Raw genomic sequence first — 25,726 nt, 5'->3', positions numbered from 1 at the left:
GCCGGTGATCTGCCATGAACTGCCATCCTTTGGCGCGGCGTGCCGCCGTTGCCGTTGACGCGGTGTGGCGTTGAACCGGACGGAGAGACCGAACGCGTCTCCTCTTCGCCAACGAGGAGGGTCCCATGATGGAGGCCGGAGCCACCGGAGCCATCGGAGCCGTCAACCACACCGCGGCCCTGCCGCCGGTGCCGTCGCTGTCGCTGGCCTCGCGGGCGTCGGCGGCCCCGCCGCCGGCCGTGTGGGCATCGGCGCCGTCGCCCTCGCGGTCGACCGAGGGACACGCGCCCGCACAGGACGCCGGCGCGTCCCCGGCGGCGCCGGACGAACCCTGCGATCTCGTGACCGTGCCCGCCCGGCAGGGCCTGGAAGCGGTGGACATCCTGCGCCGGGGCGGCGCGCCGGCCGTCGGGTCGGTGCTGCACGACGGCGCGTGCGACACCCTCGGCTTCCTCGTGCCGCCCGGCACGGCGGCGGGCTGGGACATGCCGGGCAGCGCCTGTACGCGGACCGACGGGCGCGGGCTGCGCCTGCCGGAGCCGCCCGAACTGCCCGGCCCGGACGGCGCCACCACGCGCCCGGCGGACTGGCTGCTGCCGCCCGGCGACGGCGGGCACGTCACCGATCCGGTGATGCTGCGCGAGGCCCTGGGGCAGGCGGCCCGGCTCATCGAGGCGGCGGACGGCCGCCGGTAGCCGGTCCTCCCGGGGCGGGATGGGCCCGCGCGGCGGGGCCCGGCCGGCCGCGCCGATAATGGGGGCGTGGCCAGGAACAAGCAGAAGGAACGGGGGCGGGACCGCGACGGCGTCCGGGACCGGGGGAGGGACCGGGAGCGGTCGGCGGGAGCCGAGGCGGTCGCGGAGACCGTCGACGGGGGGCTCGCCGAGATCGTCCCCGACCGGGACCGCCCGCACGCGTGGACGCTCCTCATCGACGGCGCCCCGCAGTCGCACGTCGACCTCGACGACCCCGGGTACCTCTCCTTCGAGTACCAGCGGCGCCTCGGCCACATCGCCGACCTCGTCGCCCCGCCGAACCGGCCGATCCAGGCCGTGCACCTCGGCGGCGGCGCGTTCACCCTCGCCCGGTACGTGGCGGCCACCCGCCCCCGCTCCACCCAGCAGATCGTCGAAGTGGACGAACCGCTCGTCCGGCTTGTCCGCCGCGCGCTGCCGCTCGACCCCGGCGCCCGGATCCGGGTGCGGGCCGGCGACGCCCGCGCCGGGCTCGCGAAGCTGCCCGACGGCTGGGCGGACCTGATCATCGCGGACGTTTTCAGCGGCGCCCGTACTCCCGCGCATCTGACCAGTACGGAGTTCCTGGGCGAGGTACGGCGGGTGCTGCGGCCCGACGGCTGGTACGCGGCCAACCTCGCCGACGGCCCGCCGCTGGCCCATCTGCGCGGCCAGGTCGCGACCGCCGCCGCCGTCTTCCCGGAACTCGCGCTCGCCGCCGACCCGACCGTGCTGCGCGGCCGGCGCTTCGGCAACGCCGTGCTGCTCGCCGCGGACCGCGCGCTGCCGGTGGCCGAACTGACCCGGCGGGTGGCGACCGACCCGCACCCGGGCCGGGTCGAACACGGGCGGTCCCTCGCCGACTTCACGGGCGGCGCGGTCCCGGTCACCGACGCGAGCGCCAAGCCCTCGCCCGTACCGCCGCCGTCGGTCTTCCAGTGAGCCGCGGAGTCGTCGCGTGCCGGTCTGGCATATGCCCGACCGGCGTCACCCGGTGACGGCCTCCCGGAAGCCCGCCCAGTCCTCCACCCACGGCATATGACCGGCGTGCGGCAGGGTCACCCGCCGCACCCGGGGCAGCGCCGCGACCAGCGAGTCGACCGCCGACCGCGGGCGCAGGTCGAGGGCGCCGTCCACGACGACCGTGTCCACGTCGAGCCGCGCGCACCGGTCGAGCAGCGCCGCCGGGTCCTCGGCCCGCATCGCGGCGCCGAGCAGCCGGTTCGCGGCGGTGTGGACGCCTCCGCACCACGGGGTGGCCATCCGCGCCGCCTGCTGCAGCGCCCGGTCCGGATCCGCGAAGTCGGTCGCCCAGCGCAGCACGCACTGCTCCCGCTCCCGTGCGGCCGACGGCTCGGGGAGCGCGACGAGTTCCTCCCAGCGGCGGCGGCGCGGCCCGAGGGCCCGCAGGAAGTTCTCGGCATATGCCGGACGCCACCCCTCCTCCGGGCCGACGCCGACCCCGGAGACGTACACCAACCGGGTGACCCGCCCGGGGTGGTCGAGCGCGTACCGCAGGGCGAGATACGCGCCCCAGGAGTGCCCGAGCAGTGTCATCCGCTCCAGCCCGAATCCCCGTCGTACGGCCTCCAGATCGGCGACCGCGCGATCCAGGGTGTACGCCTCCGGACCCCCGTCCATCCCCTGTGAACGCCCGCAGCCCCGCTGGTCCCACCGGTGCACCGTGTACCGGTCGCCGAGCCCCGCCGCGACGTCCCCGAAGGTGTCCCAGATCCCCGGCCCGCCATGACACAGCATCAGCGGCTCCGCGCCCGTCCCGGTCCGCCGCGTCCACAGCCGCACCCCGTCGTCCGTCGTGATCACGCGTCCCGTCCCTCCTGGTCCCTCCCGGTCCCTCGTGCCGAGGGCGTCGGCGGTGAGCATGGCAGAGCGCGGTCCCCGGCGGTCGCACCCGCGCCAAGGGGAGAGTGTCGAGGAACGCCCGGACGTGGCCCAGCCACGTCGCGCGGTCGGCCTCGTTCAGGATGTGGGCCGCGCCTGGCAGTTCGACCAGCCGGGCGCCGGGGATGCCCGCCGCGAGGCGGTACGCGCTCTCCGGCAGCACCAGCCGGTCGCCGGTGGGTGCCACGACCAGGGTGGGCGCGGAGATCCCCTCCAGGTCGGCCCGCACGTCCACGCGGGACACCAGGTCGAAGTGGTCGAGCGTGCCCGGCGGCATCGCGTCCCCGGTCTGGGCGACCGCCGCCTCCAGGCCGGCCGGATCGATGGCGCCCAGGTCCGTCGCGGACATGCACGAGAGGAGGGCGAAGCGCGCCGCGTCGTCCCACCGGCCCGCGTCCGCCAGCGTCTTGATGAGCCGTTCGGCGTGCGCCAGGACGGGGTCCGCGACCGGGAAGCCGGCGGTGAGGACGAGCGCCCGGACCCGCTCGGGATGCCGGGCGGCGATCCGGACGGCCACGGCACTGCCCAGCGACTCCCCGAGCACGGCGAACGACTCCTGGCCCGCCGCGACGGCCGAGGCCACCAACTGGTCGGCGAGCTCGTCCAGGTCCAGGGGGCCGGTGGCGAGGGGGGGGAGCCGCCCGCCACCGGATAGTGTGGGCCGACCAGCGTGTGGTCCCGGGCGAGGTCGTCGAGGACGAGACCGAAGTTGCCCTGGATGCCGCCCCCGGCGCCGTGGGCGAGCAGAAGCGCGGGGCCGCTGCCCTGCACGTGGACGTCGAGCTGAGGAAGAGTGAGCGCGTCGGTTGTCATGCAGCGGACGCTAAAGCCTCACACAGGTGTGAGAGTCAAGTCCCGCGCCGCGCGCGGGGTCTGCGACTGACGGGCGAAGATCCGGACGCCGTTGTGGAAGGTGGCGGTGAGGCCCTTCCGGCCGCCTGTCGTGGCGCGGGTGGACCATCGCTCGATCGTCTTGATCTCGGGGCACTCCGCGGTGGCGAGGACAGCCACGAGCCACGCCTCGCCAGGGAGCTGACCGGTGAACTGCCACCGGCTCTCGCCGCTCGCCAAGGTGATGGTCAGACCGAACGGGTGCTCGGTGTCTCCGGCCTTGGTGAGGGTCTGCACGCGGCTGGCGGTGGGCTCGTTCTTGGCGAGGTCGAGCATGAGGTCGGAGAAACGCTGAGGCCGCATGGCATCAGGTTGACGCACAGTCCCGTCCCCGTGGTGGTGAACCTGCCCGATCACTCACACGGGCGACATGAGCGGGCAGGAGCCCCGGCCGGGGCGGAGTCCGACCGGGGCGGTCCGGGATTCATTGCCGTACGGGCCGGTGTCGGGCCATGTCCTGGAGCTGGGCGAGGGGCACGAGCGGGTCGTCGGCCGGACCGGCGTGGTCGGCCCGGTGGGTGGCGCAGGCGTAGACGTCCTGGCCGTTCACGTCGGCGACGATGGCAGTGGGGCCGCTGGCGGTGGCGGAGGCGGTGATACGGCAGGTGGGGCAGCGTCGGTCTCGGGACACAGGCCCTCCGGGGGTTCGAACCCGGCAGTGTGGTGCGCGTCACATGTTTCATGCGGCAGTGGATCTGGGTGAGATGTCGGCCGATCGGCCGGAGGAGTGGAAAACGACCGAGGGCCGGTCCGCTTTCGCGAACCGGCCCTCGGCCTTCAGGGTGAGTGACGGGACTCGAACCCGCGGCATCCTGGACCACAACCAGGTGCTCTACCAGCTGAGCTACACCCACCATGTCCGGTCTGTTGCCCGAGGGCTTCCCTGACCGGCCGAGAAGAAGTCTACAGGGTTTTTGGGGGTGCTCGCGCACACGTTTTCCGAGCGGGGTTCCGGCGGAGGTTTGACGGGGGTCCGGCAGGGTTCCGGAGGGCTCGGGCGGGGGTGCGAGCAGGGGCGTCCCCGGGATGCGGGGACGCCCCTTGGCGGCTATTCGGCCGGGATGACGTGGCGGGCCGCGATCTTCTTCGCGGTCTCCGAGTCGGGGCCGGGCTGCGGGACGAAGACCGCCTCGCGGTAGTAGCGCAGTTCCGCGATGGAGTCGCGGATGTCGGCGAGGGCCCGGTGGTTGCCGTTCTTCTCCGGACTGTTGAAGTACGCCCTCGGGTACCAGCGGCGGGCCAGTTCCTTGATCGAGGAGACATCGACGATCCGGTAGTGGAGGTGCCCCTCCAGGGCGGGCATGTCCCGTGCGAGGAAGCCGCGGTCCGTGGAGACCGAGTTTCCGCACAGCGGGGCCTTCCCGGCCTCCTTGACGTGCTCGCGGATGTACGCGAGGACCTGGGCCTCCGCGTCGGCGAGCGTGGTGCCGCCGGCGAGCGCGTCGAGCAGGCCGGACTTCGTGTGCATCTCGCGCACGATCTCCGGCATGGTCTCCAGGGCCGCGTCCGGCGGGCGGATCACGACGTCCACACCTTCGCCGAGCACGTTCAGTTCCGAGTCGGTGACCAGTGCGGCCACCTCGATGAGTGCGTCGTCCGTCAGCGAGAGCCCGGTCATCTCGCAGTCGATCCACACCATGCGATCGTTCATGCGTCCTACCTTATGACCGCGAGACGGCCGAAGGGCCTCCCGGGAGACGATCCCGGGAAGCCCTTCGGTCGGTCGAACACAGCGGATCCGGCCATTCCGGCCGTCGGCTCCGCCCGCGCGCCCCTTTCTACGGGGCGCTGCGCTGGCCCGGCAGGGCCGGGCGGCCGGGCCCGAACGGGTCCGGTACGGGCTTGCCCGGCTCCAGCGGCCCGCCGGGGCGGCGCAGCATCGGCGGCGGACCCGCCTGGAGCTGCATCCCCCCCTGCGCCTGGGCCGGTACCTGGGCCTGCACCGGGATGGCGGCGTCGAGCAGCGCCGTACCGCCGTCACCCTGCGGACGCCGGGCCCGGTACGCGGCCCGGTACGCGGCCGGCGACGAGCCCAGCTGGCGCCGGAAGTGCCCGCGCAGGGCCACCGGCGAGCGGAACCCGCAGCGTCCGGCGACCTCGTCGACCGAGTAGTCGGAGGTCTCCAGGAGCCGCTGGGCCTGGAGCACCCGCTGGGTGATCAGCCACTGGAGCGGGGCCGAACCGGTCAGCGAGCGGAAACGGCGGTCGAACGTCCGCCGTGACATGTACGCGCGCGCCGCCAGCGTCTCCACGTCGAACTGCTCGTGGAGGTGCTCCAGTGCCCAGGCGACGACCTCGGCGAGCGGGTCGGCGCCGATCTCCTCAGGTAAAGACCTGTCGAGGTAGCGCTCCTGACCGCCACTGCGCCGCGGCGGGACGACCAGCCGGCGCGCCAGGGCGCCCGCGGCCTCCGTGCCGTGGTCGGTCCGCACGATGTGCAGACACAGGTCGATTCCGGCCGCGGTGCCGGCCGAGGTCAGTACGTCCCCGTCGTCGACGAACAGCTCCCGCGGGTCCACGTGGACCGACGGGTAGCGCTTGGCGAGCGTCGGCGCGTACATCCAGTGCGTGGTGGCCGGGCGGCCGTCGAGCAGCCCGGCGGCGGCGAGCACGAACGCGCCGGTGCACAGACCGACGATGCGTGCTCCCTCCTCGTGCGCCCGGCGGAGCGCGTCGAGCGCCTCCGGCGGCGGCGGCGAGGTGATCGAGCGCCAGGCCGGCACGACGACGGTGCCGGCGCGGCTGATCGCCTCCAGGCCGTAGGGCGCGGAGAGTTCGAGTCCGCCCGTGGTCCGCAGGGGACCCTCTTCGCCGGCGCAGACGAGCAGCCGGTAGCGCGGAACTCCCGCGTCCTGGCGGTCGATGCCGAACACGGAGAGCGGAATGGAGCTCTCGAAGATAGGGCCACCGCTGAACAGCAGTACCGCGACGACTTCGCGACGGCGGCGCCCGGACAGCTTCCGTACCGCCGCCTCCGGTGCGGCGGAGTCCTGGCTCATGACGCTAAGCCCCCCTCGGTGTTGGCGTCTCCCTGGTCGTGTCGGATTGCCACGTTTCCCCTTGGTTTTGCGCGAGACCCCAGTCTTCGGTACCCATGATCGAATCTACTGTGTCCCGTGGCGCCGTCGTGACAACTTCTCCTTCCGGCACATTGTCGACATGACAACTTGGCGCGAAGCGTTCGATCGTATGGCGCGCCCGGGGGCGGTCACGCCTGGGGGAATGCGGGTTGACCGCTCTTCGGCCACGGAATGGCCGATCTTTGGAAGTTGGCCGAAAACGTACGGGGTCGGCTGTACGAGCCTGTCAACTCCCCGGGTGGTTACCGTGCCGTAGGCGTGTGGCGGTGCGAGGTTACCGGCGAGTGGCGGCTGTGGCGCCGGACGACGGCGGTGGAAGAGCGAGAGGAAAGAGGTCCGGGCGCGGGCTCGTGGAGGCGCGACGGGGCGCTCGGGGCGGGCCTGGCGCGGGCGGGAATCGGCTGGGACCCGACCTCCTTGGCGCGCGCCGGCGAGCGCCCCGCGCACCACTCGGGCCGGGCGGCGCACGCCGGGGAGCCCGGACGGCGCGCGGACGGACGTCACCGTCCCGGCTGACGCGTGCGGAGCCGGGTGGACGTCGAGCTGACGGCCGAGGGGTGACGGCGGGGAGGCGGCCGCGCGCGGAGGAGAAGGCGCTGACCTGGGCAAATGGGGAACGGAAGACTCCGTTCACCTCGCGCGCGGCCCGCACCGGCCGCGTGCGAGGGCCGATCGGGGGCCGAACGGATACGGAGAGGGACTTTCCGGCATTGCGCTAGGGCAAGGGCCTCGTGCATGCTCCCTGGAACCGTACGAACGCTCCCGGTGGCGTACCTGGGCACGAGAGGAGTGCCGCCGTACCCTTGGGGGTATGGGCTTGGGAAGATGATTCCCGGACACAGCTCCGCCGCCAACCGTTGTTCCGCTCCCCGTCCTTTCCGTTCCTCCTCAGAGGACTCTCTTCGCCGAGACACCGATGGCCGGTCACGAATTCCCCGAACCCGCGGACCGCAAGCGCGTCGCCGATTCCACGGTCGACCCCCTCGCGGTGGAACAGCCCCGTCATGCCTGCGATCCGGCCTTCCGGCACGGAGTCGTCGTGGGTTTCGACGGCTCGACATCCAGTGAACGCGCCCTCGCGTACGCCATCGGCATGGCCCGTAGATCGGGTTCCGGCCTGATCATCGTGCACGTGGCCAACCGACTCCCCACCACCGTGTGGGCCGGCTGCGAACCACCCGTGTTCGTGGACGTGCCGGACCACCGGACCGAGGTGCTCGGCCTCGAACTCGCCTGTGCCGAGCACCTGTCCGAGGTGCCCTGGATCCTCGTCGAGCGGGGCGGGGACATCTGCCACGAACTCGAGGAGGTCGGGCGGGAGTACGCGGCGGACGCCATCGTCGTCGGATCCACGCACGGCATCGTCGGGCGCATCTTCGGCTCGGTCGCCGGCCGCCTGGCGCGCCGCGCCCAGCGTCCCGTCATCGTCATCCCGTAGTGCCACGAGTGCCTGTGAGCGTCCATCAGCACCAGGACCGCCCGGAACAGCCGCCGACCGACCGGTGCCGCCCCGTGAGCCCGTATGGCCCTCGGGTGCGGCCGGGCGTGCCCCCGTCCGGCCCAACACGCCCTCCCGGATGGGGACCTGACACCCCGTAAGCCTCGCGGCTGCCGTGAAGGCAAAGCGCGGAGCCCCCGCGCACCTGGGATGCGCGGGGGCTCCGCCGTGTCCGGCCGACCGCGGGGGACAGGCCCGCGGGCGGGGGTCCGGGGGACAGGCCCGGACGGCCCCGCTACTCGACCGTGACGGACTTGGCCAGGTTCCGCGGCTTGTCGATGTCGCGGCCCATGGCGAGCGCCGTGTGGTAGGCGAGGAGCTGCAGCGGGATGCCCATGAGGATGGGGTCCAGCTCGTCCTCGTTCTTCGGCACGACGATGGTGTGGTCGGCCTTCTCCTGCGGCTGGTGCGCGACGGCGAGGATCGGGCCGCTGCGGGCCTTGATCTCCTCCAGGGCGGCGCGGTTCTTCTCCAGCAGGTCGTCGTCGGGGACGATCGCGACCGTCGGCAGGGCCGGCTCGATGAGGGCCAGCGGGCCGTGCTTCAGCTCGGAGGCCGGGTAGGCCTCGGCGTGGATGTAGGAGATCTCCTTCAGCTTGAGGGAAGCCTCCAGGGCGACCGGGTAGCCCCGGACACGGCCGATGAACATCATCGACTGCGCGTCCGCGTACTGCTTGGCCAGCTGCTTGATCTCGTCCTCGCTCTTGAGGATCTCCTCGATCTGGCCGGGCAGCCGGCGCAGGCCCTCGATGATCCGCTTGCCGTCGGTGACGGACAGGTCGCGGATCCGGCCGAGGTGCAGCGCGAGGAGCGCGAAGGCGACGACGGTGTTGGTGAAGCACTTGGTGGAGACGACGCAGACCTCGGGGCCGGCGTGCACGTACATGCCGCCGTCCGCCTCGCGGGCGATCGCGGAGCCGACCACGTTGACGACGCCGAGGACCCGGGCGCCCTTGCGCTTCAGCTCCTGGACGGCGGCGAGCACGTCGTACGTCTCGCCGGACTGGGAGACCGCGATGTAGAGGGTGTCGGGGTCGACGACCGGGTTGCGGTAGCGGAACTCGGAGGCCGGCTCGGCGTCGGCCGGGATGCGGGCCATGCCCTCGATGAGACCGGCGCCGATGAGACCGGCGTGGTACGAGGTGCCGCAGCCGAGGATCTTGATGCGGCGGATGGAGCGGGCCTCGCGGGCGTCCAGGTTCAGGCCGCCGAGGTGCACGGTGGAGAAGCGGTCGTCGATCCGGCCGCGCAGCACGCGGTCGACCGCGTCGGGCTGCTCGGAGATCTCCTTGTGCATGTACGTGTCGTGGCCGCCCATGTCGTACGAGGCGGCCTCCCACTCCACGGTCTCGGGCGTGGCCTGGGTGGACGCGCCGGTCGTGGTGTACGTGCGGAAGTCGTCGGCCTTGAGGGTGGCCATCTCGCCGTCGTCGAGGGTGACGACCTGGCGGGTGTGGGCGACCAGGGCGGCGACGTCGGAGGCGACGAACATCTCCTTCTCGCCGATGCCGAGGACGACCGGGGAGCCGTTGCGGGCCACCACGATGCGGTCGTTGAAGTCGGCGTGCATGACGGCGATGCCGTACGTGCCCTCGATGCGGGCCAGCGCCTCGCGGACCTTCTCCTCCAGGGTGTCGGCCTGGGAGCGGGCGATGAGGTGGGTGATGACCTCGGTGTCGGTCTCGGACGCGAAGACGACGCCCTCGGCCTCCAGGCGGACGCGCAGCTCGGCCGCGTTGTCGACGATGCCGTTGTGGACGACGGCGACCTTGTTCTCGGGGTCGAGGTGCGGGTGGGCGTTGACGTCGCTCGGGGCGCCGTGGGTGGCCCAGCGGGTGTGCGCGATGCCGGTGGTGCCCGCGAAGCGCTTGGGGACCCGGGCCTCCAGGTCGCGGACCCGGCCCTTGGCCTTGACCATCTTCAGGCCGGCGGCCTTGGGGCTGGTGACGACGATGCCGGCGGAGTCGTAACCCCGGTACTCCAGGCGCTGCAGTCCTTCGAGCAGCAGGGGGGCGACGTCACGCTTGCCGATGTAACCGACGATTCCGCACATACGAGTGTTGACCCTCCAAAGTGTGGTGGTGGTGCTCGGCCGCTTCCCAGCCGGTCTTAGCCGTAGACGATGCGGCGCAGCTGCCGGAGGGAGAGCTCCGGTGGCGCCACGGCGCGGTGCGGCAGTTCGGAAGCGATCCGTTCGAAGATCTGCGCGTTCACGGAACCGCCGGCCTGGAGCTCGCGATGGCGGCGCCGTACGAACTCCTCCGTCGACTCGTCGAAGTACGCCAGCACGTCGAGCACCACCCGGGCGGCCTCACCGCGGCGGAGCGCGGTGCTGCGGACCAGATGGTCGATGAGGTCGTCGTGCGACGGTCGGCGTTCGAGCACCCGTGAATCTTGCGGCGTGACGGAGGAGCGATGCAAGAATCTTGCCCGATATCGGGCAAGTGCGGCCATGATCACACCCCTGAACCGGCCGATTGGTCTAAACCTTGATCGTCGGAGGGGCGCCAGGGATACGGAGGGTGAGCAAGCGGACGCGGGGCGTCGACCGTGGCGGATCACGCGCGCGGACGCGGACGGGCGCGGGTCCCGGCGGAGGACCGTACTCCGCCGGGACCCGCGCCCGGGTCTTGTCGATTCTTCTTATGGGGTCAGGCGAACCGCGCGATCGGGTTCTCCAGCTCGCCGACCAGCTGCAGCGCTCCCGACGGGTCCGCCAGGTCCACCATCTGGCGGTTGTCGCGCAGCTGGAGCCGGTTGAGGGCGGACAGCGCGAAGGCGGGCGCGAACATGTCGTACCGCTCGAAGCGGTCGGACAGTTCGGGGCGGGACGCCTGGTACTCCCGGACGCACGCGGCGACCGTCCGCCAGAAGTCGTCCTCGGCGAGTGCGCCCTCGGCCGCCAGGCCGGCGCCCAGGAAGCGGAAGAAGCAGTCGAAGACGTCGGTGAAGACGGAGAGGAGGCGCATGTCCTCGGGGACGTCGGCGCGGATCCGCTCCACCGCCGGCGGCAGCGCCGCGTCCGGGTCCATGACCACGATCTCCTCGGCGATGTCCTTGAAGACCGCCCGGACCACCGTGCCGCGCTCGTCCAGGACCAGGATCACGTTCTCGCCGTGCGGCATGTACGCCAGGTCGTACGCGTAGAAGCTGTGCAGCACCGGCAGCAGATAGGCGTCGAGGTAGCGGCGCAGCCAGTCGGCCGGGGCGAGCCCCGAGTCCTTGATCAGCGCGCCCGCGAAGGACGCGCCCGCCCCGTCGGTGTGCAGCAGCGAGGCCATGGTGGCGAGCCGCTCGCCCGCGCCGAGGGAGGCCACCGGCGACTCGCGCCACAGCGCGGCGAGCATCTTGCGGTAGGGGGAGTAGCGGTCGGTGGCCGCCTCGTACTCCAGATGCCGGTAGCCGACGGCCGCCCGCTCGCGGATGATCGAGAACCGGGCCGCGGTGAACACCGGGTCGGCCGCGATCAGCCCGGCCAGCCAGTCGTTGATGGCGGGAGTGGCCGCCATGTAGGCGGCCGAGAGGCCGCGCATGAAGCCCATGTTGAGGACGGACAGGGCCGTCTTCACATAGTGCTTCGCCGGGTCGGAAGAGTTGAAGAAGGTACGGATGGACTGCTGGGCCAGATACGCGTCGGCGCCCTCGCCCAGGTACACCAGGCGTTCCTGCGCGACCTCGGCGGCGAACGTGACGCTCAGCTTGTTCCACCACTGCCAGGGGTGCACCGGCACGAGCAGGTAGTCGGCGAGGTCCAGGCCGCGGGCGGCGAGCGTGGCGGCGAAGCCGTCGACGGCCGGGTCTCCCAGCTCGGCGCGGACGAAGCTCTCGTAGTCGAGGCCGTCCCCGGCGGTGAAGGTGGTCCGGTCGCGGTGCGCGGCCAGCCAGACGAGGTGGACGGGCGCGGCGGCCTCGGGGGCGTACGCGCGGTACTCGTCGATGCCGAAGCCGAGCCGCCCGTTGTTGGCGACGAAGCAGGGGTGGCCCTCGGTCATCCCGGTCTCGATGTCCTGGAAGCCGGACCGGGCCAGCTCGGCGGCGGCGACCGGCGGCTTGGTCGCCTTGAAGGCCGTACCGGCGAGGGTGGCGGAGATCTCCTCCAGGTACACCGGCAGGACCGCGTCGGACAGGCCGAGCGCGCCGCGCAGCTCGGTGACGAACGCCAGGGCGTCCAGGGGGAGTTCGCGGCCCTCGCGATGACGGGTGATCGACTCGGGGTGGACCTGCCAGTGGTCGAGGGCGTAGCGGTCGGCGGTGAAGCGGTACGTCGTGCGGTCGTCGTCGCTCGCGATCTCGTAGCCCCCGTCGGGCCGTGCGCGCGGGGTCAGCAGCCGCTCGTGGGCGAACTCGGCGAGCGCCTTGCGGATCAGCGCCCGGGTGGCATCGGCCCAGCGGGCGGGGGTGAGGTGCGCGACGGCGTCGGCGGCCGGCAGGGCGGCGTGCGTGCGGAGGGCCGGGGCGGCCTCCGTCGTCCCGGGGATGTTCGTGGCCGCGGCGACGGTGGTGCTCCCGGTCGCGGCCTCGAAGGCGGCGCGGGTGCAGAAGCTGAGCAGCGCCCGCTTCTCCGGCTTGTCGATCTCCCGCTCGGGCACGAACCCGACGGCCGCGTTGAGGGCGTGCACGGCGGTGTTGCCGACATCGGGCTCGACGACCACCCGGGCGGTGGCCGGGTCGGCGAACAGCGCGCGCATCACGCCGGTGATGACCCGGCGGGTGAAGCCGTGCACGGGCGTGTCGGAGGGTGCGACGAGGAAGTGCATGCCGACGTCACCGGGCAACGGCGGGTACAGGCCGGTGAGTTCGACCTGTGCGGGGTCGTAGCGCTCCATGAGGAAGGCGGGTTCGCCGTCCACGTAGCCGAGGAAGGCGTCGTGGTGCGGGTGCGCGGCGATCTCCGCGTAGGCGTCCTCGACGTCCTGGACCGACGCGTCCCCCATCATCCAGAAGACGGCCTTGGGGTGGGTGACCCAGCCGTGGACGAGCGCGGCGTCCCGGGCGGGGTCGAGGGGACGGACGCGTATGGCGTCGGGGGCGGTCATCATGACTCCTTCGTGGATACCCCGGTCTTCCGGCCGGGGGAGTGCTGTCCTGCGGAGCAGGTCAGGGGCGGGTGGGGTGCGCGGTCGGCGTTCGACACCCGTAGCTCACATGGAATTTGATAGTGTGTGAGGTATGGCGCAGTTGGTTAAGCGGGCTTTCAGGTACCGCTTTTACCCCACGGACGGGCAGGCGGCTGAGCTGTCGCGCACGTTCGGCTGCGTGCGCTTGGTGTACAACAAGGCGTTGGAGGAGCGCACGCGGGCCTGGTTCGGCGAGCAGCGCCGGATTTCCTATGTGCAGTCATCTGCCGCACTGACACAGTGGAAGAAGACCGAGGAGCTCGCATTCCTGGCGGAGGTGTCCTCCGTCCCCCTCCAGCAGGCATTGCGTCATCTCCAGACGGCGTTCGGTAACTTCTTCGCCAGGCGTGCGAAGTACCCGCGCTTCAAGAGCCGGAAGAAGTCGGGGGCGTCGGCCGAGTACACCCGCAGCGCGTTCACGTGGCGTGATGGGCGGCTGACGCTGGCGAAGATGTCCGCGCCGTTGGATATCCGCTGGTCGCGTCCCCTGCCCGAGGGCGTGGTGCCGACGACGGCGACCGTCTCCCGTGACAGCGCGGGCCGCTGGTTCGTGTCCCTGCTGTGCGAGGACTCCATCGTCCCGGCTCCGGCCACCGGTGCGGCTGTCGGCATCGACGCGGGCATTACATCCCTGGTGACCCTGTCGACCGGGGAGAAGATCGCCAACCCCAGGCATGAGCGGTGTGACCGCGTACGCCTTGCCAAGGCGCAGCGGGAGATGTCGCGGAAGGCGAAGGGCTCGGCGAATCGGGAGAAGGCCCGACGCAAGGTCGCCAAGGTTCATGCGCGGATCGCCGACCGGCGCCGCGACTTCCTGCACAAACTGTCGACTCGACTCGTCCGTGAGAACCAAACGGTCGTGATCGAGGACCTCACCGTCCGCAATCTGCTGAAGAACGGCACGCTCGCGCGCGCCATCTCCGACGCGTCGTGGACGGAGCTGCGCTCCATGCTGGAGTACAAGTGCGCCTGGTATGGGCGTGAACTTGTCGTGATCGACCGCTGGTTCCCCAGCTCGAAGCTGTGCGGAGCCTGCGGCACGATCGCGTCGAAGATGCCTCTGAACGTCCGTGAGTGGACATGCGACTGCGGCGTGGTGCACGACCGCGACGTGAACGCGGCACGCAACATCCTGGCCGCCGGGCTGGCGGCGTCTGCCTGTGGAGACGGTGTAAGACCTCAACGGGAGTCCTCCCGGACGGGGCTGTCGTCGGTGAAGCAGGAACCCCAGCGGGCGACCGCTGGAACCCCCCGCCCATAGGCGAGGGGGCGAAGTCAAATGCCGAACTCCTGGAACGCGATGGTCTTCTCGACCGGGTAGTACGGGGCGCCGAGCATGTCGGCGATGAGGGTGGCGTTGCGGTACGGGCCCATGCCCAGGTCGGGTGAGGTCACCGAGTGGGTGTGGGTGCCGGCGTTCTGGAGGTAGACGCCGTGGCCGGTGACGTCGATCGCGTAGTTGCGGGCGAGGTCGAAGCGTCCGCGCGTGTCCCGGCGCAGCCGGTCGGCGATCGGCGCGAGGAAGGCGGGGGTCTCGTACGCGTACCCGGTGGCGAGGATCAGGCCCTCGCTGTCCAGGGTGAAGTCCTTCTCCTGCTCCTCCTGGCGGAAGCCGAGGGCGTACGTGCCCGCTTCGGCGTCGTAACGGGCTGAGGTAAGCGCGGAGTTGGTGAGCAGCCGGGTGGGGACGGGGCCGTCGGCGTTCCGCTGGTAGAGCAGGTCGAAGATGGCGTCGACCAGCGCCCCGTCGATGCCCTTGAACAGGCCCTTCTGCTCCCGCTCCAGCCGGTAGCGGGTGTCCTCGGGGAGCGCGTGGAAGTAGTCCACGTACTCGGGGGAGGTCATCTCCAGGGTGAGCTTGGTGTATTCGAGGGGGAAGAAGCGGGGCGAGCGGGTCACCCAGTTCAGCCGGTAACCGTGCTCGTGGATGCCGCCGAGCAGGTCGTGGTAGATCTCGGCGGCGCTCTGGCCGCTGCCGACCAGGGTGATCGACTTCTTCTTCAGCAGGGCGTCGCGGTTCCGCAGGTAGCGCGAGGTGTGCGTGACGTCGCCGCCGAGGTCTCGGCAGGGCTCGGGGACGTGCGGCGAGGTGCCGGTGCCGAGGACGAGGCGGCGGGCGCGGTACGTCGTGCCGGAGTCGGTGGTCACCACGTACAGCTCGGCGGACTCGTCGAACGTGACGGTGGTGACAGTGGTGTTGAAGCGGACCGAGGAGAGCCGCGCGGCGGCCCAGCGGCAGTAGTCGTTGTACTCGGTGCGCAGCGGGTAGAAGTTCTCGCGGATGTAGAACGAGTAGATCCGGCCCTTCTCCTTCAGGTAGTTGAGGAAGGAGTACGGGGAGGTCGGGTCGGCGAGGGTGACGAGGTCCGACAGGAACGGCGTCTGGAGGTGGGCGCCGTCCAGGAACATGCCGGAGTGCCACTCGAAGTCCGGCTTGGACTCCAGGAAGAGGCCGTCGAGGGCGTCGATCGGCTCGGTGAGGCAGGCGAGACCCAGGTTGAAGGGGCCGAGGCCGATGCCGATGAAGTCGTAGGGGGCGGTCGTCTCAGGCGTGGACAAGGTTCTCTCCCAGGTACTGCGCGGCGTGGCCGGCGATCAGATCGAGGACGGCGGCGAGGTCGGCCGTGGTGGTCTCGGGGTTGAGCAGGGTGAACTTCAGGTACGGGCGGCCGTCGACCTTGGTGCCGGCGACGACGGCCTCGCCGGAGGCGAACAGGGCCTGGCGGGCGTGGAGGTTGGCGCGGTCGACGGCCTCGTCGGGCGCGTCCGACTCCGGCAGGAAGCGGAAGACGAGGGTGGACAGGCTCGGCTCGGTGACGACCTCGAAGCGCGGGTCGGCGGCGAGCAGCGTGTGCCCCTCCCGGGCCAGCGCGCAGACCTCGTCGAAGAGCGTGCCGACGCCCTCGGCGCCCATGACGCGCAGGGTCATCCACAGTTTGAGGGCGTCGAAGCGGCGGGTGGTCTGGAGGGACTTGTCGACCTGGTTGGGGAGATGCTCGGCGGTGGCCGGGCGGCGCGGGTTGAGGTAGTCCGCGTGGTAGGTGGCGTGCCGCAGCGTGGCCCCGTCGCGCACCAGCACGGCGGACGAACTCACCGGCTGGAAGAAGGACTTGTGGAAGTCGACGGTCACCGAGTCGGCGCGCTCGATGCCGTCGAGGAGGTGCCGGCGGGTCGGCGAGACGAGCAGCCCGCAGCCGTACGCGGCGTCGACGTGCATCCAGGCGCCGTACTCGGCGGCCAGCGCGGCGATCTCGGGCAGCGGGTCGATGGAGCCGAAGTCGGTGGTGCCGGCGGTGGCGACGATCGCCATGGGGATCAGGCCCTCGGCGCGGCAGGCGGCCAGTTCGGCGGCGAGCACCACCGACTGCATGCGCCGCTCGCGGTCGACGGGGACGGAGACGACGGCGTCCGGGCCGAGGCCGAGCAGGGTGGCCGACTTCTGGACGCTGAAGTGCCCGCAGGCCGAGGCGAAGATCCGCAGCCGGGACGGGGCCACGGCGCCGGCCTCCTCGCGGGCGAGCAGCAGGGCCTGGAGGTTGGACTGGCTGCCGCCGCTGGTGAACACCCCGTCGGCGCCCGGCCCGAAGCCGATCCGGCCGGCCGTCCAGTCGATCAGGCGGCGCTCGATCAGGGTGCCGCCGGCGCTCTGGTCCCAGGTGTCGAGGGAGGAGTTGACGGCGGACAGGACGGCCTCGGCGGCGACGGCGGGCAGCACGACCGGACAGTTGAGGTGCGCCAGGTAGCGGGGGTGGTGGAAGTAGACCGCGTCGCGCAGGTAGACGTCCTCCAGCTCGTCGAGGGCGGCGGTGAGGTCGCCGAGCGGCCGGTCGAGGTCGACGGCGTCGACGGCGGGCGCGAGCGCGGCGGGCGTGATGCCGCTGAACGGCCCCTGGGCGGTGGCGAGTCGGCGTGCCACCCGCTCGGCTCCTTCGGTGACGGAGTGTCGGTAGGCCGCCGCCGTGGTGGCGTTGAGCAGATGGGAACGCATGGGGGAAGGCCCTTCCGGGAGCGGACTCGGTCAGTGAAAGTTAGGTTAGCCTAACTTAACTTCGAGCACGCGAAAGCCCCCCGACCCGAAAGGAATCGAGGGGCTGTGCGGGGGTGTGGAAGGGGGGTGCGGTCCGAAAGTGCTAGGCCTCGTCGGGGACTTCGCGCAGGGCGTCCTCCGACAGGCCGCGGCGCCAGTAGCCGACGAAGGTGACCCGGCGGCGGTCGAGTCCGCGTTCGCCGACGAAGTGGCGGCGCAGTGCCTTCACCGAGCCGGATTCGCCCGCGATCCAGACGTACGGAGCGGAGCCCGGCAACTCTTCGGCGGCGACCGCCGCCACGGCGGACGGCGCTCCCTCGGCGCGTACCAGCCAGGTGACGGCGGCATCGGCCGCCGTCTCGAGCTCCAGCCTGTCGTCCGGGTACGGCACTTCGAGGAACACTCGGGCGGGCAGCCCGGCGGGCAGCCACTCCAGGATCCCGGCGACGGCCGGCAGGGCGGTCTCGTCGCCCCAGATCACCACGGAGTCGGCGTCGGCGGGGAGTCGGAACCGCACGCCGGTGTTCTCGGCCACGGCCGGACCCAGGACGACCACCCGGTCCCCGGGGCGGGCGGCCTCGGCCCAGCGGCAGGCGGGGCCGCCGTCCTCGTGGATCGCGAAGTCGATGTCGATCTCCGCCGTCCCGTCCGGCGCGGTGCGCTGGGCGCGGACGGTGTACGAGCGCATCACCGCCCGCTCGTCGTGCGGCAGGGCGCGCCAGGCGCCCAGGACCGCGTACAGATCCGGGGTGTCGAGCGGTGGCAGGACCGGCGCGTCCTGCCCGGGGTGCGGCAGGAAGAGGGAGAGCGACTGGTCGCGCCCGCCCGAGCGGAAACTCTTCGACTCCTCGCCGGTGAAGGTGACGCGGACCAGCGACGGGCCGAGCCGCCGCGTCCGGTCGACCTGGAGGGAGAAGAAGCGGAACGGGGCGGTCTCGGCGTCCGTCATGGGTCAGGCCACCTTCTTCGCGTTCTCCAGGGCCTTCGCCAGGTCCTCCAGGAGCGGGGCGCACTTGGCGTACGAGTAGACGGGCTCGGTCACGCGCGGGAAGACCTGGCCGGCCTTGACGGCGGGCAGCGCGGCCCAGGTCGGCTTCGCCTTCAGTGCCTCGGGCTGGAGGGCGGAGGTGCGGTTGTCGAGCAGGATGACGTCGGCCTGGTACTTGTCGACGTTCTCCCAGCTCAGCAGCTCGAACCAGCCCGAGGGGTCCAGCTTGTCGGGCACGACGAGGTCGACGCCCAGCTCCTGGAAGAAGAGCGTGTCGGTGGGGCGGACCGGGGTGGAGACGTAGAAGGTGTCCGGCGAGCCGGAGCCGATGAGGACCTTGATGCCCTTCCTCGCCTTGGCCGCCTTGCGGACCCGTTCCGCCGCGGCCTCGAAGCGGGCCTTGTCGGCCTTGATCCGCGCGCTCGCCACATCGGCGCCGAGCGAGCCGGCGAGGTCGGCGTGGCGCTGGAGCACGGTGGGCATCGACTTCCCGGCGGCCCACAGGGCGACGGTCGGGGCGATCTTGAGGATCTTGTCCTTCTGCTCCTCCGGCACGTACCAGAGGGCGCCCTTCTCCCACATGTCGGTGACGAGGACATCGGGGTTCAGCTTGAGGTACTCCTCGATCCTGAACTCGCCCCAGACGTTGCCGATGACGGTGACCTTGGCGATGTCGAGGTCGCCGGCCTGCACGTCCGGCGTCACCGCGCCGGTCTTCGGGTCCTTGACCGTGGTCGGGCCGAAGACGCCCTTCACCTCGACGCCGAAGTCCTTGAGCGCGGCGGCCGTGCCGGTGAAGGCGACGATGTTCTTCGGGGTCGCGGCGAGCGCGACCTTGGAGCCCCGGTCGTCCGTGAAGCTCCAGGCGCCGCCCTTGCCGCCGCTCGCGGCGGCGGATTTCCCGGCTACCTTCCCGTCGCCGCCCCCGCAGGCGGCGAGCGCGGCGCCGAGCCCGACGGCGCCGCCCGCGGCGAGCAGTCCGCGACGGGTGAGAGAGGTGGCTCGGGCGGATCGGGGCATGGCGAAGTCGCTTTCGTGCGTGCCGGGGAACGGCCTGGGTAAGTCCGGATGAGGTTAGCCTAACCTTACCCAGGCGGGAAGATCCGGGTTCCCGGACCCCGTGCGGCGGCGAAGGGGGAAGTGCGCCGGATCACCCTTGGGGTTGACCTTGGGTCAGGGTGTCCGCATCCCCGGGGCGAGCGAGGCCGGCGGCACGTCCACCCAGTAGCCTGCGGACTCCCGTGCCGGGAGGCGGCGGCCGGGGTCGTGGCGTGGCGGAGGGGAAACGATGAAGAGGCTGGCGGTGGCCGGGGGAGTGAACCTGCTGCTCGGGGTGCCGGGTGTCGTGCCGTGTTTTCTCGTCTGGTACGTGATGGCCAACGGGCCGCTGGCGGAACTGGGTTGGACCCAGCGTGAACCGACCGAGAACGACGGCATGTGGCTCTGGCTCGTCATCCTCGTCCCGGTGCTCACGCTCTTCGGCCTGGTCTGGGGACTGCTGAACACCTGGATGTCGCGCAGGATGACCGCCGCCGGATGGCCGGCCAGGCCCGCGCCCTACTGGACGCTCTGCGCCGTGGCGCCCCTGGTGCCGTACCTGACGCTCGTGCCGCTCTCCCCGTGACCCCGGTGTGACCGCGTGAAAAGGGGCGGGGCGCCCGGCCTCGGCCGCGCGCCCCGCCCCCGTACGGATGTGAGAGGGATCAGGCCCCGAGGCCCAGCTCCCGGGCGATCAGCATCCGCTGCACCTCGCTCGTGCCCTCGCCGATCTCCAGGATCTTGGAGTCGCGCCACATGCGGGCCACCGGGTACTCGTTCATGAAGCCGTAGCCGCCGTGGACCTGGGTGGCCTCGCGGGCGTTGTCGACGGCGATCGTCGACGAGTACAGCTTCGCCATCGCCGCCTCCTTCTTGAACGGCTCGCCGTTGACCAGCCGTGAGGCCGCGTCGCGCCAGCCGACGCGGGCCATATGGGCGCGCATCTCCATGTCGGCGATCTTGAACTGGATGGCCTGGTACTCGGCGATCGGCCGGCCGAAGGAGTGCCGTTCCTTCGCGTACTTCACCGACTCGTCGACACAGCCCTGCGCGAGACCCGTGGCGAGCGCCGCGATCGCGATCCGGCCCTCGTCCAGGATGCGCAGGAACTGCGCGTAGCCGCGGCCCTCCTCGCCCAGCAGGTTCTCCACCGGCACGCGCACGTCGGAGAAGGACAGCTCACGGGTGTCGGAGGCGTTCCAGCCGACCTTCGAGTACGGGGCGGCGACCGTGAAGCCGGGGGTGCCGGACGGGACGATGATCGAGGAGATCCGCGGCCGGCCGTCGGGCTTGCGGCCGGTGACCGCCGTGACCGTCACCAGGCCGGTGATGTCCGTACCGGAGTTGGTGATGAAGCACTTCGAGCCGTTGATGACCCACTCGTCGCCGTCGCGGACGGCGGTCGTCCGGGAGCCGCCCGCGTCCGAGCCGGCGCCCGGCTCGGTCAGGCCGAACGCGCCCAGCATCTCGCCGGCGCACAGCTTCGGCAGCCACGCGCGCTTCTGCTCCTCGGTGCCGAAGCGGTACACGGGCATGGCGCCCAGCGAGACGCCCGCCTCCAGGGTGATGGCGACGGACGAGTCGACCCGCGCCAGCTCCTCCAGGGCGATGCCGAGCGCCAGGTAGTCGCCGCCCATGCCGCCGTACTCCTCGGGGAACGGCAGGCCGAACAGGCCCATGCGGCCCATCTCGGCGACGATCTCGTACGGGAACTCGTGCCGCTCGTAGTAGTCGCCGATCTTCGGGGCGACGACGTCGTGGGCGAACTCCTCCACGGTACGGCGGAGTTCCTCGTGCTCTTCGGAGAGCCGGTGGTCGAGGGACATGCTCAGGACTCCTTGCGGGAGAGCGCGCGAACGGTACGGGACGGGCTCGGGCGGCCCAGGTGGTCGGCCATCCACACGCTCGTGGCGGTGAGGGCGGCCAGGTCGACCCCGGTCTCGATGCCGAGACCGCGGAGCATCCACACCAGGTCCTCGGTGGCGAGGTTCCCGGTCGCGGACTTGGCGTACGGGCAGCCGCCGAGGCCGCCGGCGGACGCGTCGAAGACGGTGACACCGTGCTCCAGGGCCGCGTACGCGTTGGCCAGCGCCTGTCCGTAGGTGTCGTGGAAGTGCACGGCGAGGGCGGGCGTCGGGACGCCCTCCTCGTTGAGCAGGGAGAGCAGTTCGAGGACGTGGCCGGGGGTGGCCACGCCGATGGTGTCGCCGAGGCTCAGCTCGTCGCAGCCCATCGCGCGCAGCGCGGTGCACACCCGTGCCACCTGGTGCAGCGGCACGGCGCCTTCCCAGGGGTCGCCGAAGCACATCGAGACGTACCCGCGGACCCGCAGCCCGGCCTCCTTGGCGCGGGCCACGACCGGCGCGAACATCGCGAGCGACTCGTCGACGGTCCGGTTGAGGTTGGCCTTGGCGAAGGACTCGGTGGCGGACGCGAAGACGGCGACCTCGTGGGCGCCGAGGGCGAGCGCGCGGTCCAGGCCGCGCTCGTTCGGGACCAGCACGGGCAGGCGTACGGCCTTGGCCGACAGGTCCTTCACCTGCGGGAACAGCTGCTCGGCGTCGGCGAGTTGGGGCACCCACTTGGGGTGCACGAAGCTGGTCGCCTCGACCGTGCCCAGGCCGGCGGCGGCGAGCCGCCGGATGAACTCGGCCTTCACCTCGGTCGGGACGGTCGTCTTCTCGTTCTGCAGACCGTCGCGCGGACCGACCTCGTGGATCCGGACCCGTTCCGGCAGATCGGTCGCGGGGACGGTCATCGGAAGCCCGGCGGGGCCTTCGGTGGTCATGAGGCGTCCTCCTTCTGCTCCAGCGGGGTCACCACGGCCAGGATCTGGTCCATGGCGACGGTCGTGCCGGGCGAGACGTCCAGCTCGGTGACGGTGCCGGCGTGCGGCGCGGAGATGACGTGCTCCATCTTCATCGCCTCCACCACCAGCAGGCTCTGACCGGCGGCCACCTCGTCGCCGACCGCGACCTTGACCACGGTCACGGTGCCGGGCATCGGCGCGGCCAGCGTGTCGGCGCCGCCGTGCCGGGCGCCGGACAGCGCGGCGGCGACCGGGTCATGGTCCATGACGTGCCAGGAGTCGCCGTCGCGGCCGAGCCAGTCGCCGGCCCGGCGGAAGCGGTGGGCGATCCCGTCCACGGTGACGGTGACCGAGCGGTCCGTCACCCGGGAGGCCGTGCGCGGCGCCTCGACGGTGACGGGCTCCGCGCCCGGCACCCGCAGCGGCAGCGCGAGCGGCTTCGGGGTGCCGCCGAGCCGCCAGCCGCTCGGCACCGCGAACGGGTCCGTCCAGCCGTCGGCGGCGGGCGCCGGTGCCAGCTCCGCGACCCGTACGGCGGCGGCCGCCGCGTACACCTCCTCCGGAACGCCGTCCGGAACCAGCCCCTCCGCCTCGCGCTCGACCAGACCCGTGTCCAGATCGCCCGCGACCACGTCCGGGTGGGCGAGCAGCCGCCGCAGGAAGCCGGCGTTCGTCGGGACGCCGAGGGTGACCGTCCCGGCGAGCGCGGCACGCAGCTTGCGCAGCGCCGTCGCCCGGTCCGGACCGTGCACGATGACCTTCGACAGCATCGGGTCGTACAGCGACGAGACCTCGGTGCCCTCGGCGAGACCGGAGTCCGTCCGGACGCCCTCGCCGTGCGGCTCGTCGAGCGCGAGGACCGTACCGCCGGACGGCAGGAAACCGCGCGACGGGTCCTCGGCGCAGATGCGCGCCTCGATCGCCCAGCCGTCCAGGCGTACGTCGTCCTGCCCGAAGCCCAGCGGCTCGCCGGCCGCCACCCGCAGCTGCCACTCCACCAGGTCCAGGCCGGTGATGAGCTCCGTGACCGGGTGCTCGACCTGGAGACGGGTGTTCATCTCCATGAAGTAGTACGAGGCGGGGTCGACGCCCGGCACGATGAACTCGACCGTGCCCGCGCCCACATAGCCGCAGGACCGCGCGGCCTCCACCGCCGCCGCGCCCATCGCCGCCCGGATCTCCGGGGTCAGCAGGACGCTCGGCGCCTCCTCGATGATCTTCTGGTGGCGGCGCTGCAGCGAGCACTCGCGCTCGCCCAGGTGCACCACGTTGCCGTGCGCGTCCGCGAGGACCTGGATCTCGATGTGCCGGGGCCGGTCGATCCACCGCTCCACGAGCAGCGTGTCGTCGCCGAACGAGGACCGCGCCTCGCGCCGCGCCGCCGCGATCTCCTCCTCCAGGACGGCCAGGTCGCGCACCAGGCGCATGCCCTTGCCGCCGCCGCCCGCGCTGGGCTTCAGCAGGACCGGGGCGCCCAGTTCGCGGGCGGCCTCGACGATCTCCGGGTCGGCGGCGCCGGGGACGACCGGCACACCGGCCGTCTTCACCGTGTCCTTCGCCCGGATCTTGTCGCCCATCAGCGCGATCGCGTCGGCCGACGGCCCGATGAAGACCAGGCCCGCCTCCGCGCACGCCCGCGCGAAACCGGCGTTCTCGGCGAGGAAGCCGTAGCCCGGGTGGACGGCCTGCGCGCCGGTGCGGCGGGCCGCGTCGAGCAGGGCGGGGACGGAGAGGTACGACTCCGAGGCCGGGGCCGGACCGATCCGTACCGCCGTGTCCGCCTCCCGTACGTGCCGGGCGTCGGCGTCCGCGTCGCTGTACACGGCCACCGACCGCACGCCCATCGCGCGCAGCGTACGGATGACGCGGACGGCGATCTCGCCCCGGTTGGCGACGAGGACGGTGTCGAACATGGCCGGCGTCTTCTCCCGTGTGGTCGCTTGCGTCGCGTGCCCTGGGGCCTGCGCTTGCGTCGTCTTCTGCATGGTGTCGGTGCCCCTTACATCCGGAAGACGCCGAACTGGGGGTCGCCCAGTGGCGCGTTGGCGCACGCGGTCAGGGCCAGACCCAGCACCTGCCGGGTCTCCAGGGGGTCGATGACCCCGTCGTCCCACAGCCGGGCCGACGCGTAGTAGGCGTTGCCCTGCGTCTCGTACTGCTCGCGGATCGGCGCCTTGAACGCCTCTTCCTCCTCGGCGCTCCACGCGTCCCCGAGCTGGTCGCGCTTGACCGTCGCGAGGACGGACGCGGCCTGCTCGCCGCCCATCACCGAGATCTTGGCGTTCGGCCACATCCACAGGAAGCGCGGCGAGTACGCCCGGCCGCACATCGAGTAGTTGCCCGCGCCGTACGAACCGCCGACGACCACCGTCAGCTTCGGCACGCGCGTGGTGGCGACGGCCGTCACCATCTTCGCGCCGTGCTTCGCGATGCCGCCGTGCTCGTACGCCTTGCCGACCATGAAGCCGGTGATGTTCTGCAGGAACACCAGCGGGATGCCGCGCTGGTCGCACAGCTCGATGAAGTGCGCGCCCTTCTGGGCGGACTCGGCGAACAGGATGCCGTTGTTGGCGACGATGCCGACCGGGTGGCCGTGGATCCGGGCGAAGCCCGTGACCAGCGTCTGCCCGTACTCGGACTTGAACTCCTGGAAACGCGAGCCGTCCACGACCCGGGCGATCACCTCGCGCACGTCGTACGGCGTACGCGAGTCGACCGGCACCGCCCCGTACAGCCCGTAGGGGTCGGCCTTCGGCTCCTCGGCCGGCTCGACCTTCCACGGCAGCGGGCCGCGCTCGGGGAGCGTGGCGACGATGTTGCGGACGATGCGCAGCGCGTGGGCGTCGTCCTCGGCCAGGTGGTCGGTGACGCCGGAGATCCGCGAGTGGACCTCGCCGCCGCCCAGCTCCTCGGCCGTCACGACCTCGCCGGTCGCGGCCTTCACCAGCGGCGGTCCGCCGAGGAAGATCGTGCCCTGGTCGCGGACGATCACGGCTTCGTCGCTCATCGCCGGGACGTACGCGCCGCCCGCCGTGCACGAGCCCATCACGGCCGCGATCTGCGGGATGCCGGCGCTGGACATCCGGGCCTGGTTGAAGAAGATCCGGCCGAAGTGCTCGCGGTCCGGGAAGACCTCGTCCTGCATCGGCAGGAAGGCGCCGCCCGAGTCGACCAGGTAGAGGCAGGGGAGACGGTTCTCCAGCGCCACTTCCTGCGCCCGCAGGTGCTTCTTCACCGTCATCGGGTAGTACGTGCCGCCCTTGACCGTCGCGTCGTTGGCGACGATCACGCACTCGCGCCCGCTGACCCGGCCGATGCCGGCGATCACCCCGGCCGCCGGGGCCTGGTCGCCGTACATGCCGTTCGCCGCGAGCGGGGCCAGCTCCAGGAAGGGCGAGCCCGGGTCGAGGAGCGTGTCCACGCGGTCGCGCGGCAGCAGCTTGCCCCGCGCGGTGTGCCGGGCGCGGGACTTCTCGCCGCCGCCGAGCGCGGCCGCGGCCAGTTTGGCGCGGAGGGTGGCGACCAATTCCTGGTGCGCCGCCTCGTTGGCCTGCCAGGCCGCGGACGCGGGGTCGGCCGCGCTCGTCAGCACAGGTGCCTGCTGCATTCCACGAGCTCCTCTGCTCGGTTAATGAGCGTTAA

At 71.9% G+C, this 25,726-nt stretch carries 21 protein-coding genes, 1 tRNA gene and 1 pseudogene; 5 read left to right on the top strand and 18 right to left on the bottom strand.

Annotated elements, in window-relative coordinates; all coding sequences use genetic code 11:
• Positions 1-239: 239 nt before the first annotated feature.
• Positions 240-695, top strand: a complete 456-nt coding sequence (locus ABZ693_RS26215) for a hypothetical protein (protein ID WP_435842545.1) — start codon at positions 240-242, stop codon at positions 693-695.
• A gap of 66 nt (positions 696-761) precedes the next feature.
• Positions 762-1,676, top strand: coding sequence for a spermidine synthase (locus ABZ693_RS26210; protein ID WP_359881867.1), 915 nt, complete (start codon positions 762-764; stop codon positions 1,674-1,676).
• A 45-nt stretch (positions 1,677-1,721) separates the two neighbouring features.
• On the opposite strand, the gene ABZ693_RS26205 is transcribed toward ABZ693_RS26210, so the two are convergent.
• The 7 genes and pseudogenes from ABZ693_RS26205 to ABZ693_RS26175 form a co-directional block, all read right to left on the bottom strand.
• Entirely contained in the window at positions 1,722-2,558 is an 837-nt protein-coding gene (locus ABZ693_RS26205; RefSeq protein WP_359881865.1) for an alpha/beta fold hydrolase, read from the bottom strand.
• A gap of 214 nt (positions 2,559-2,772) precedes the next feature.
• Positions 2,773-3,219: pseudogene (locus ABZ693_RS26200) on the bottom strand (alpha/beta fold hydrolase); the annotation flags it as partial.
• 248 nt (positions 3,220-3,467) lie between these two features.
• A complete protein-coding gene (locus ABZ693_RS26195; RefSeq protein WP_359881864.1) occupies positions 3,468-3,830 on the bottom strand; it encodes a hypothetical protein in 363 nt (120 codons plus the stop codon).
• A 121-nt stretch (positions 3,831-3,951) separates the two neighbouring features.
• Positions 3,952-4,158 (bottom strand): hypothetical protein, encoded by a 207-nt coding sequence (locus ABZ693_RS26190; RefSeq protein ID WP_359881862.1) that lies wholly within the window; start codon positions 4,156-4,158, stop codon positions 3,952-3,954.
• 150 nt (positions 4,159-4,308) lie between these two features.
• Positions 4,309-4,381: transfer RNA gene (locus ABZ693_RS26185), tRNA-His, on the bottom strand.
• Positions 4,382-4,575: 194 nt separating this feature from the next.
• Positions 4,576-5,178 (bottom strand): oligoribonuclease, encoded by a 603-nt coding sequence (orn, locus tag ABZ693_RS26180; protein WP_359881859.1) that lies wholly within the window; start codon positions 5,176-5,178, stop codon positions 4,576-4,578.
• A 127-nt stretch (positions 5,179-5,305) separates the two neighbouring features.
• Entirely contained in the window at positions 5,306-6,526 is a 1,221-nt protein-coding gene (locus tag ABZ693_RS26175) for a helix-turn-helix domain-containing protein (protein WP_359881856.1), read from the bottom strand.
• Between the two features lie 997 nt (positions 6,527-7,523).
• Between ABZ693_RS26175 and ABZ693_RS26170 the strand changes: the two genes are divergently transcribed.
• Positions 7,524-8,045, top strand: coding sequence for a universal stress protein (locus tag ABZ693_RS26170; RefSeq protein ID WP_359881853.1), 522 nt, complete (start codon positions 7,524-7,526; stop codon positions 8,043-8,045).
• Positions 8,046-8,340: 295 nt separating this feature from the next.
• On the opposite strand, the gene glmS is transcribed toward ABZ693_RS26170, so the two are convergent.
• From glmS to ABZ693_RS26155, 3 genes are all read right to left on the bottom strand, one after another.
• On the bottom strand, positions 8,341-10,158 hold the full coding sequence (gene glmS / locus ABZ693_RS26165) for a glutamine--fructose-6-phosphate transaminase (isomerizing) (RefSeq protein ID WP_359881850.1): 1,818 nt from the start codon (positions 10,156-10,158) through the stop codon (positions 8,341-8,343).
• Positions 10,159-10,214: 56 nt separating this feature from the next.
• Positions 10,215-10,490 carry a hypothetical protein gene (locus tag ABZ693_RS26160; RefSeq protein ID WP_359881847.1) on the bottom strand — a complete coding sequence of 92 codons (276 nt, stop codon included), beginning with the start codon at positions 10,488-10,490 and terminating at the stop codon, positions 10,215-10,217.
• A gap of 266 nt (positions 10,491-10,756) precedes the next feature.
• Positions 10,757-13,144 (bottom strand): GNAT family N-acetyltransferase, encoded by a 2,388-nt coding sequence (locus tag ABZ693_RS26155; protein ID WP_359881845.1) that lies wholly within the window; start codon positions 13,142-13,144, stop codon positions 10,757-10,759.
• Positions 13,145-13,274: 130 nt separating this feature from the next.
• Here ABZ693_RS26155 and ABZ693_RS26150 point away from each other — a divergent pair, with 130 nt between their 5' ends.
• Positions 13,275-14,483: an RNA-guided endonuclease InsQ/TnpB family protein gene (locus ABZ693_RS26150; RefSeq protein ID WP_359881842.1), complete on the top strand. Its 1,209-nt coding sequence runs from the start codon at positions 13,275-13,277 to the stop codon at positions 14,481-14,483.
• Between the two features lie 14 nt (positions 14,484-14,497).
• Here the strand turns inward: ABZ693_RS26150 and ABZ693_RS26145 are convergent, their stop codons facing one another.
• The 4 genes from ABZ693_RS26145 to ABZ693_RS26130 form a co-directional block, all read right to left on the bottom strand.
• A complete protein-coding gene (locus ABZ693_RS26145; RefSeq protein WP_359881840.1) occupies positions 14,498-15,781 on the bottom strand; it encodes a lysine N(6)-hydroxylase/L-ornithine N(5)-oxygenase family protein in 1,284 nt (427 codons plus the stop codon).
• Positions 15,768-17,210, bottom strand: coding sequence for a pyridoxal phosphate-dependent decarboxylase family protein (locus tag ABZ693_RS26140; protein ID WP_359881838.1), 1,443 nt, complete (start codon positions 17,208-17,210; stop codon positions 15,768-15,770). The genes ABZ693_RS26145 and ABZ693_RS26140 overlap by 14 nt, the downstream gene beginning before the upstream one ends.
• A 142-nt stretch (positions 17,211-17,352) precedes the next feature.
• Entirely contained in the window at positions 17,353-18,198 is an 846-nt protein-coding gene (locus tag ABZ693_RS26135) for a siderophore-interacting protein (RefSeq protein ID WP_359881835.1), read from the bottom strand.
• Between the two features lie 3 nt (positions 18,199-18,201).
• Positions 18,202-19,257, bottom strand: a complete 1,056-nt coding sequence (locus ABZ693_RS26130) for an ABC transporter substrate-binding protein (protein ID WP_359881832.1) — start codon at positions 19,255-19,257, stop codon at positions 18,202-18,204.
• Positions 19,258-19,525: 268 nt separating this feature from the next.
• Between ABZ693_RS26130 and ABZ693_RS26125 the strand changes: the two genes are divergently transcribed.
• Positions 19,526-19,861: a hypothetical protein gene (locus tag ABZ693_RS26125; RefSeq protein WP_359881829.1), complete on the top strand. Its 336-nt coding sequence runs from the start codon at positions 19,526-19,528 to the stop codon at positions 19,859-19,861.
• A gap of 79 nt (positions 19,862-19,940) precedes the next feature.
• Here ABZ693_RS26125 and ABZ693_RS26120 read toward each other — a convergent pair whose 3' ends face one another.
• The 4 genes from ABZ693_RS26120 to ABZ693_RS26105 all read right to left on the bottom strand — a co-directional run bounded on the left by ABZ693_RS26120 (position 19,941) and on the right by ABZ693_RS26105 (position 25,691).
• The gene (locus ABZ693_RS26120; RefSeq protein ID WP_359881826.1) at positions 19,941-21,101 is read right to left on the bottom strand and encodes an acyl-CoA dehydrogenase family protein; all 1,161 of its coding nucleotides are present in this window, start codon (positions 21,099-21,101) and stop codon (positions 19,941-19,943) included.
• 2 nt (positions 21,102-21,103) lie between these two features.
• Entirely contained in the window at positions 21,104-22,063 is a 960-nt protein-coding gene (locus ABZ693_RS26115; RefSeq protein WP_359881823.1) for a hydroxymethylglutaryl-CoA lyase, read from the bottom strand.
• Positions 22,060-23,997, bottom strand: coding sequence for an ATP-binding protein (locus ABZ693_RS26110; protein WP_359881821.1), 1,938 nt, complete (start codon positions 23,995-23,997; stop codon positions 22,060-22,062). The genes ABZ693_RS26115 and ABZ693_RS26110 overlap by 4 nt, the downstream gene beginning before the upstream one ends.
• Before the next feature lie 86 nt (positions 23,998-24,083).
• Positions 24,084-25,691: a carboxyl transferase domain-containing protein gene (locus ABZ693_RS26105; protein ID WP_359881818.1), complete on the bottom strand. Its 1,608-nt coding sequence runs from the start codon at positions 25,689-25,691 to the stop codon at positions 24,084-24,086.
• Between the last annotated feature and the right edge of the window lie 35 nt (positions 25,692-25,726).

Source organism: Streptomyces laurentii (assembly GCF_040635425.1).
Classification (GTDB): Bacteria; Actinomycetota; Actinomycetes; order Streptomycetales; family Streptomycetaceae; genus Streptomyces; species Streptomyces laurentii.
The sequence above is the reverse complement of the archived record's forward strand: the minus strand, read 5'-3'. Positions and strand labels throughout refer to the sequence as shown.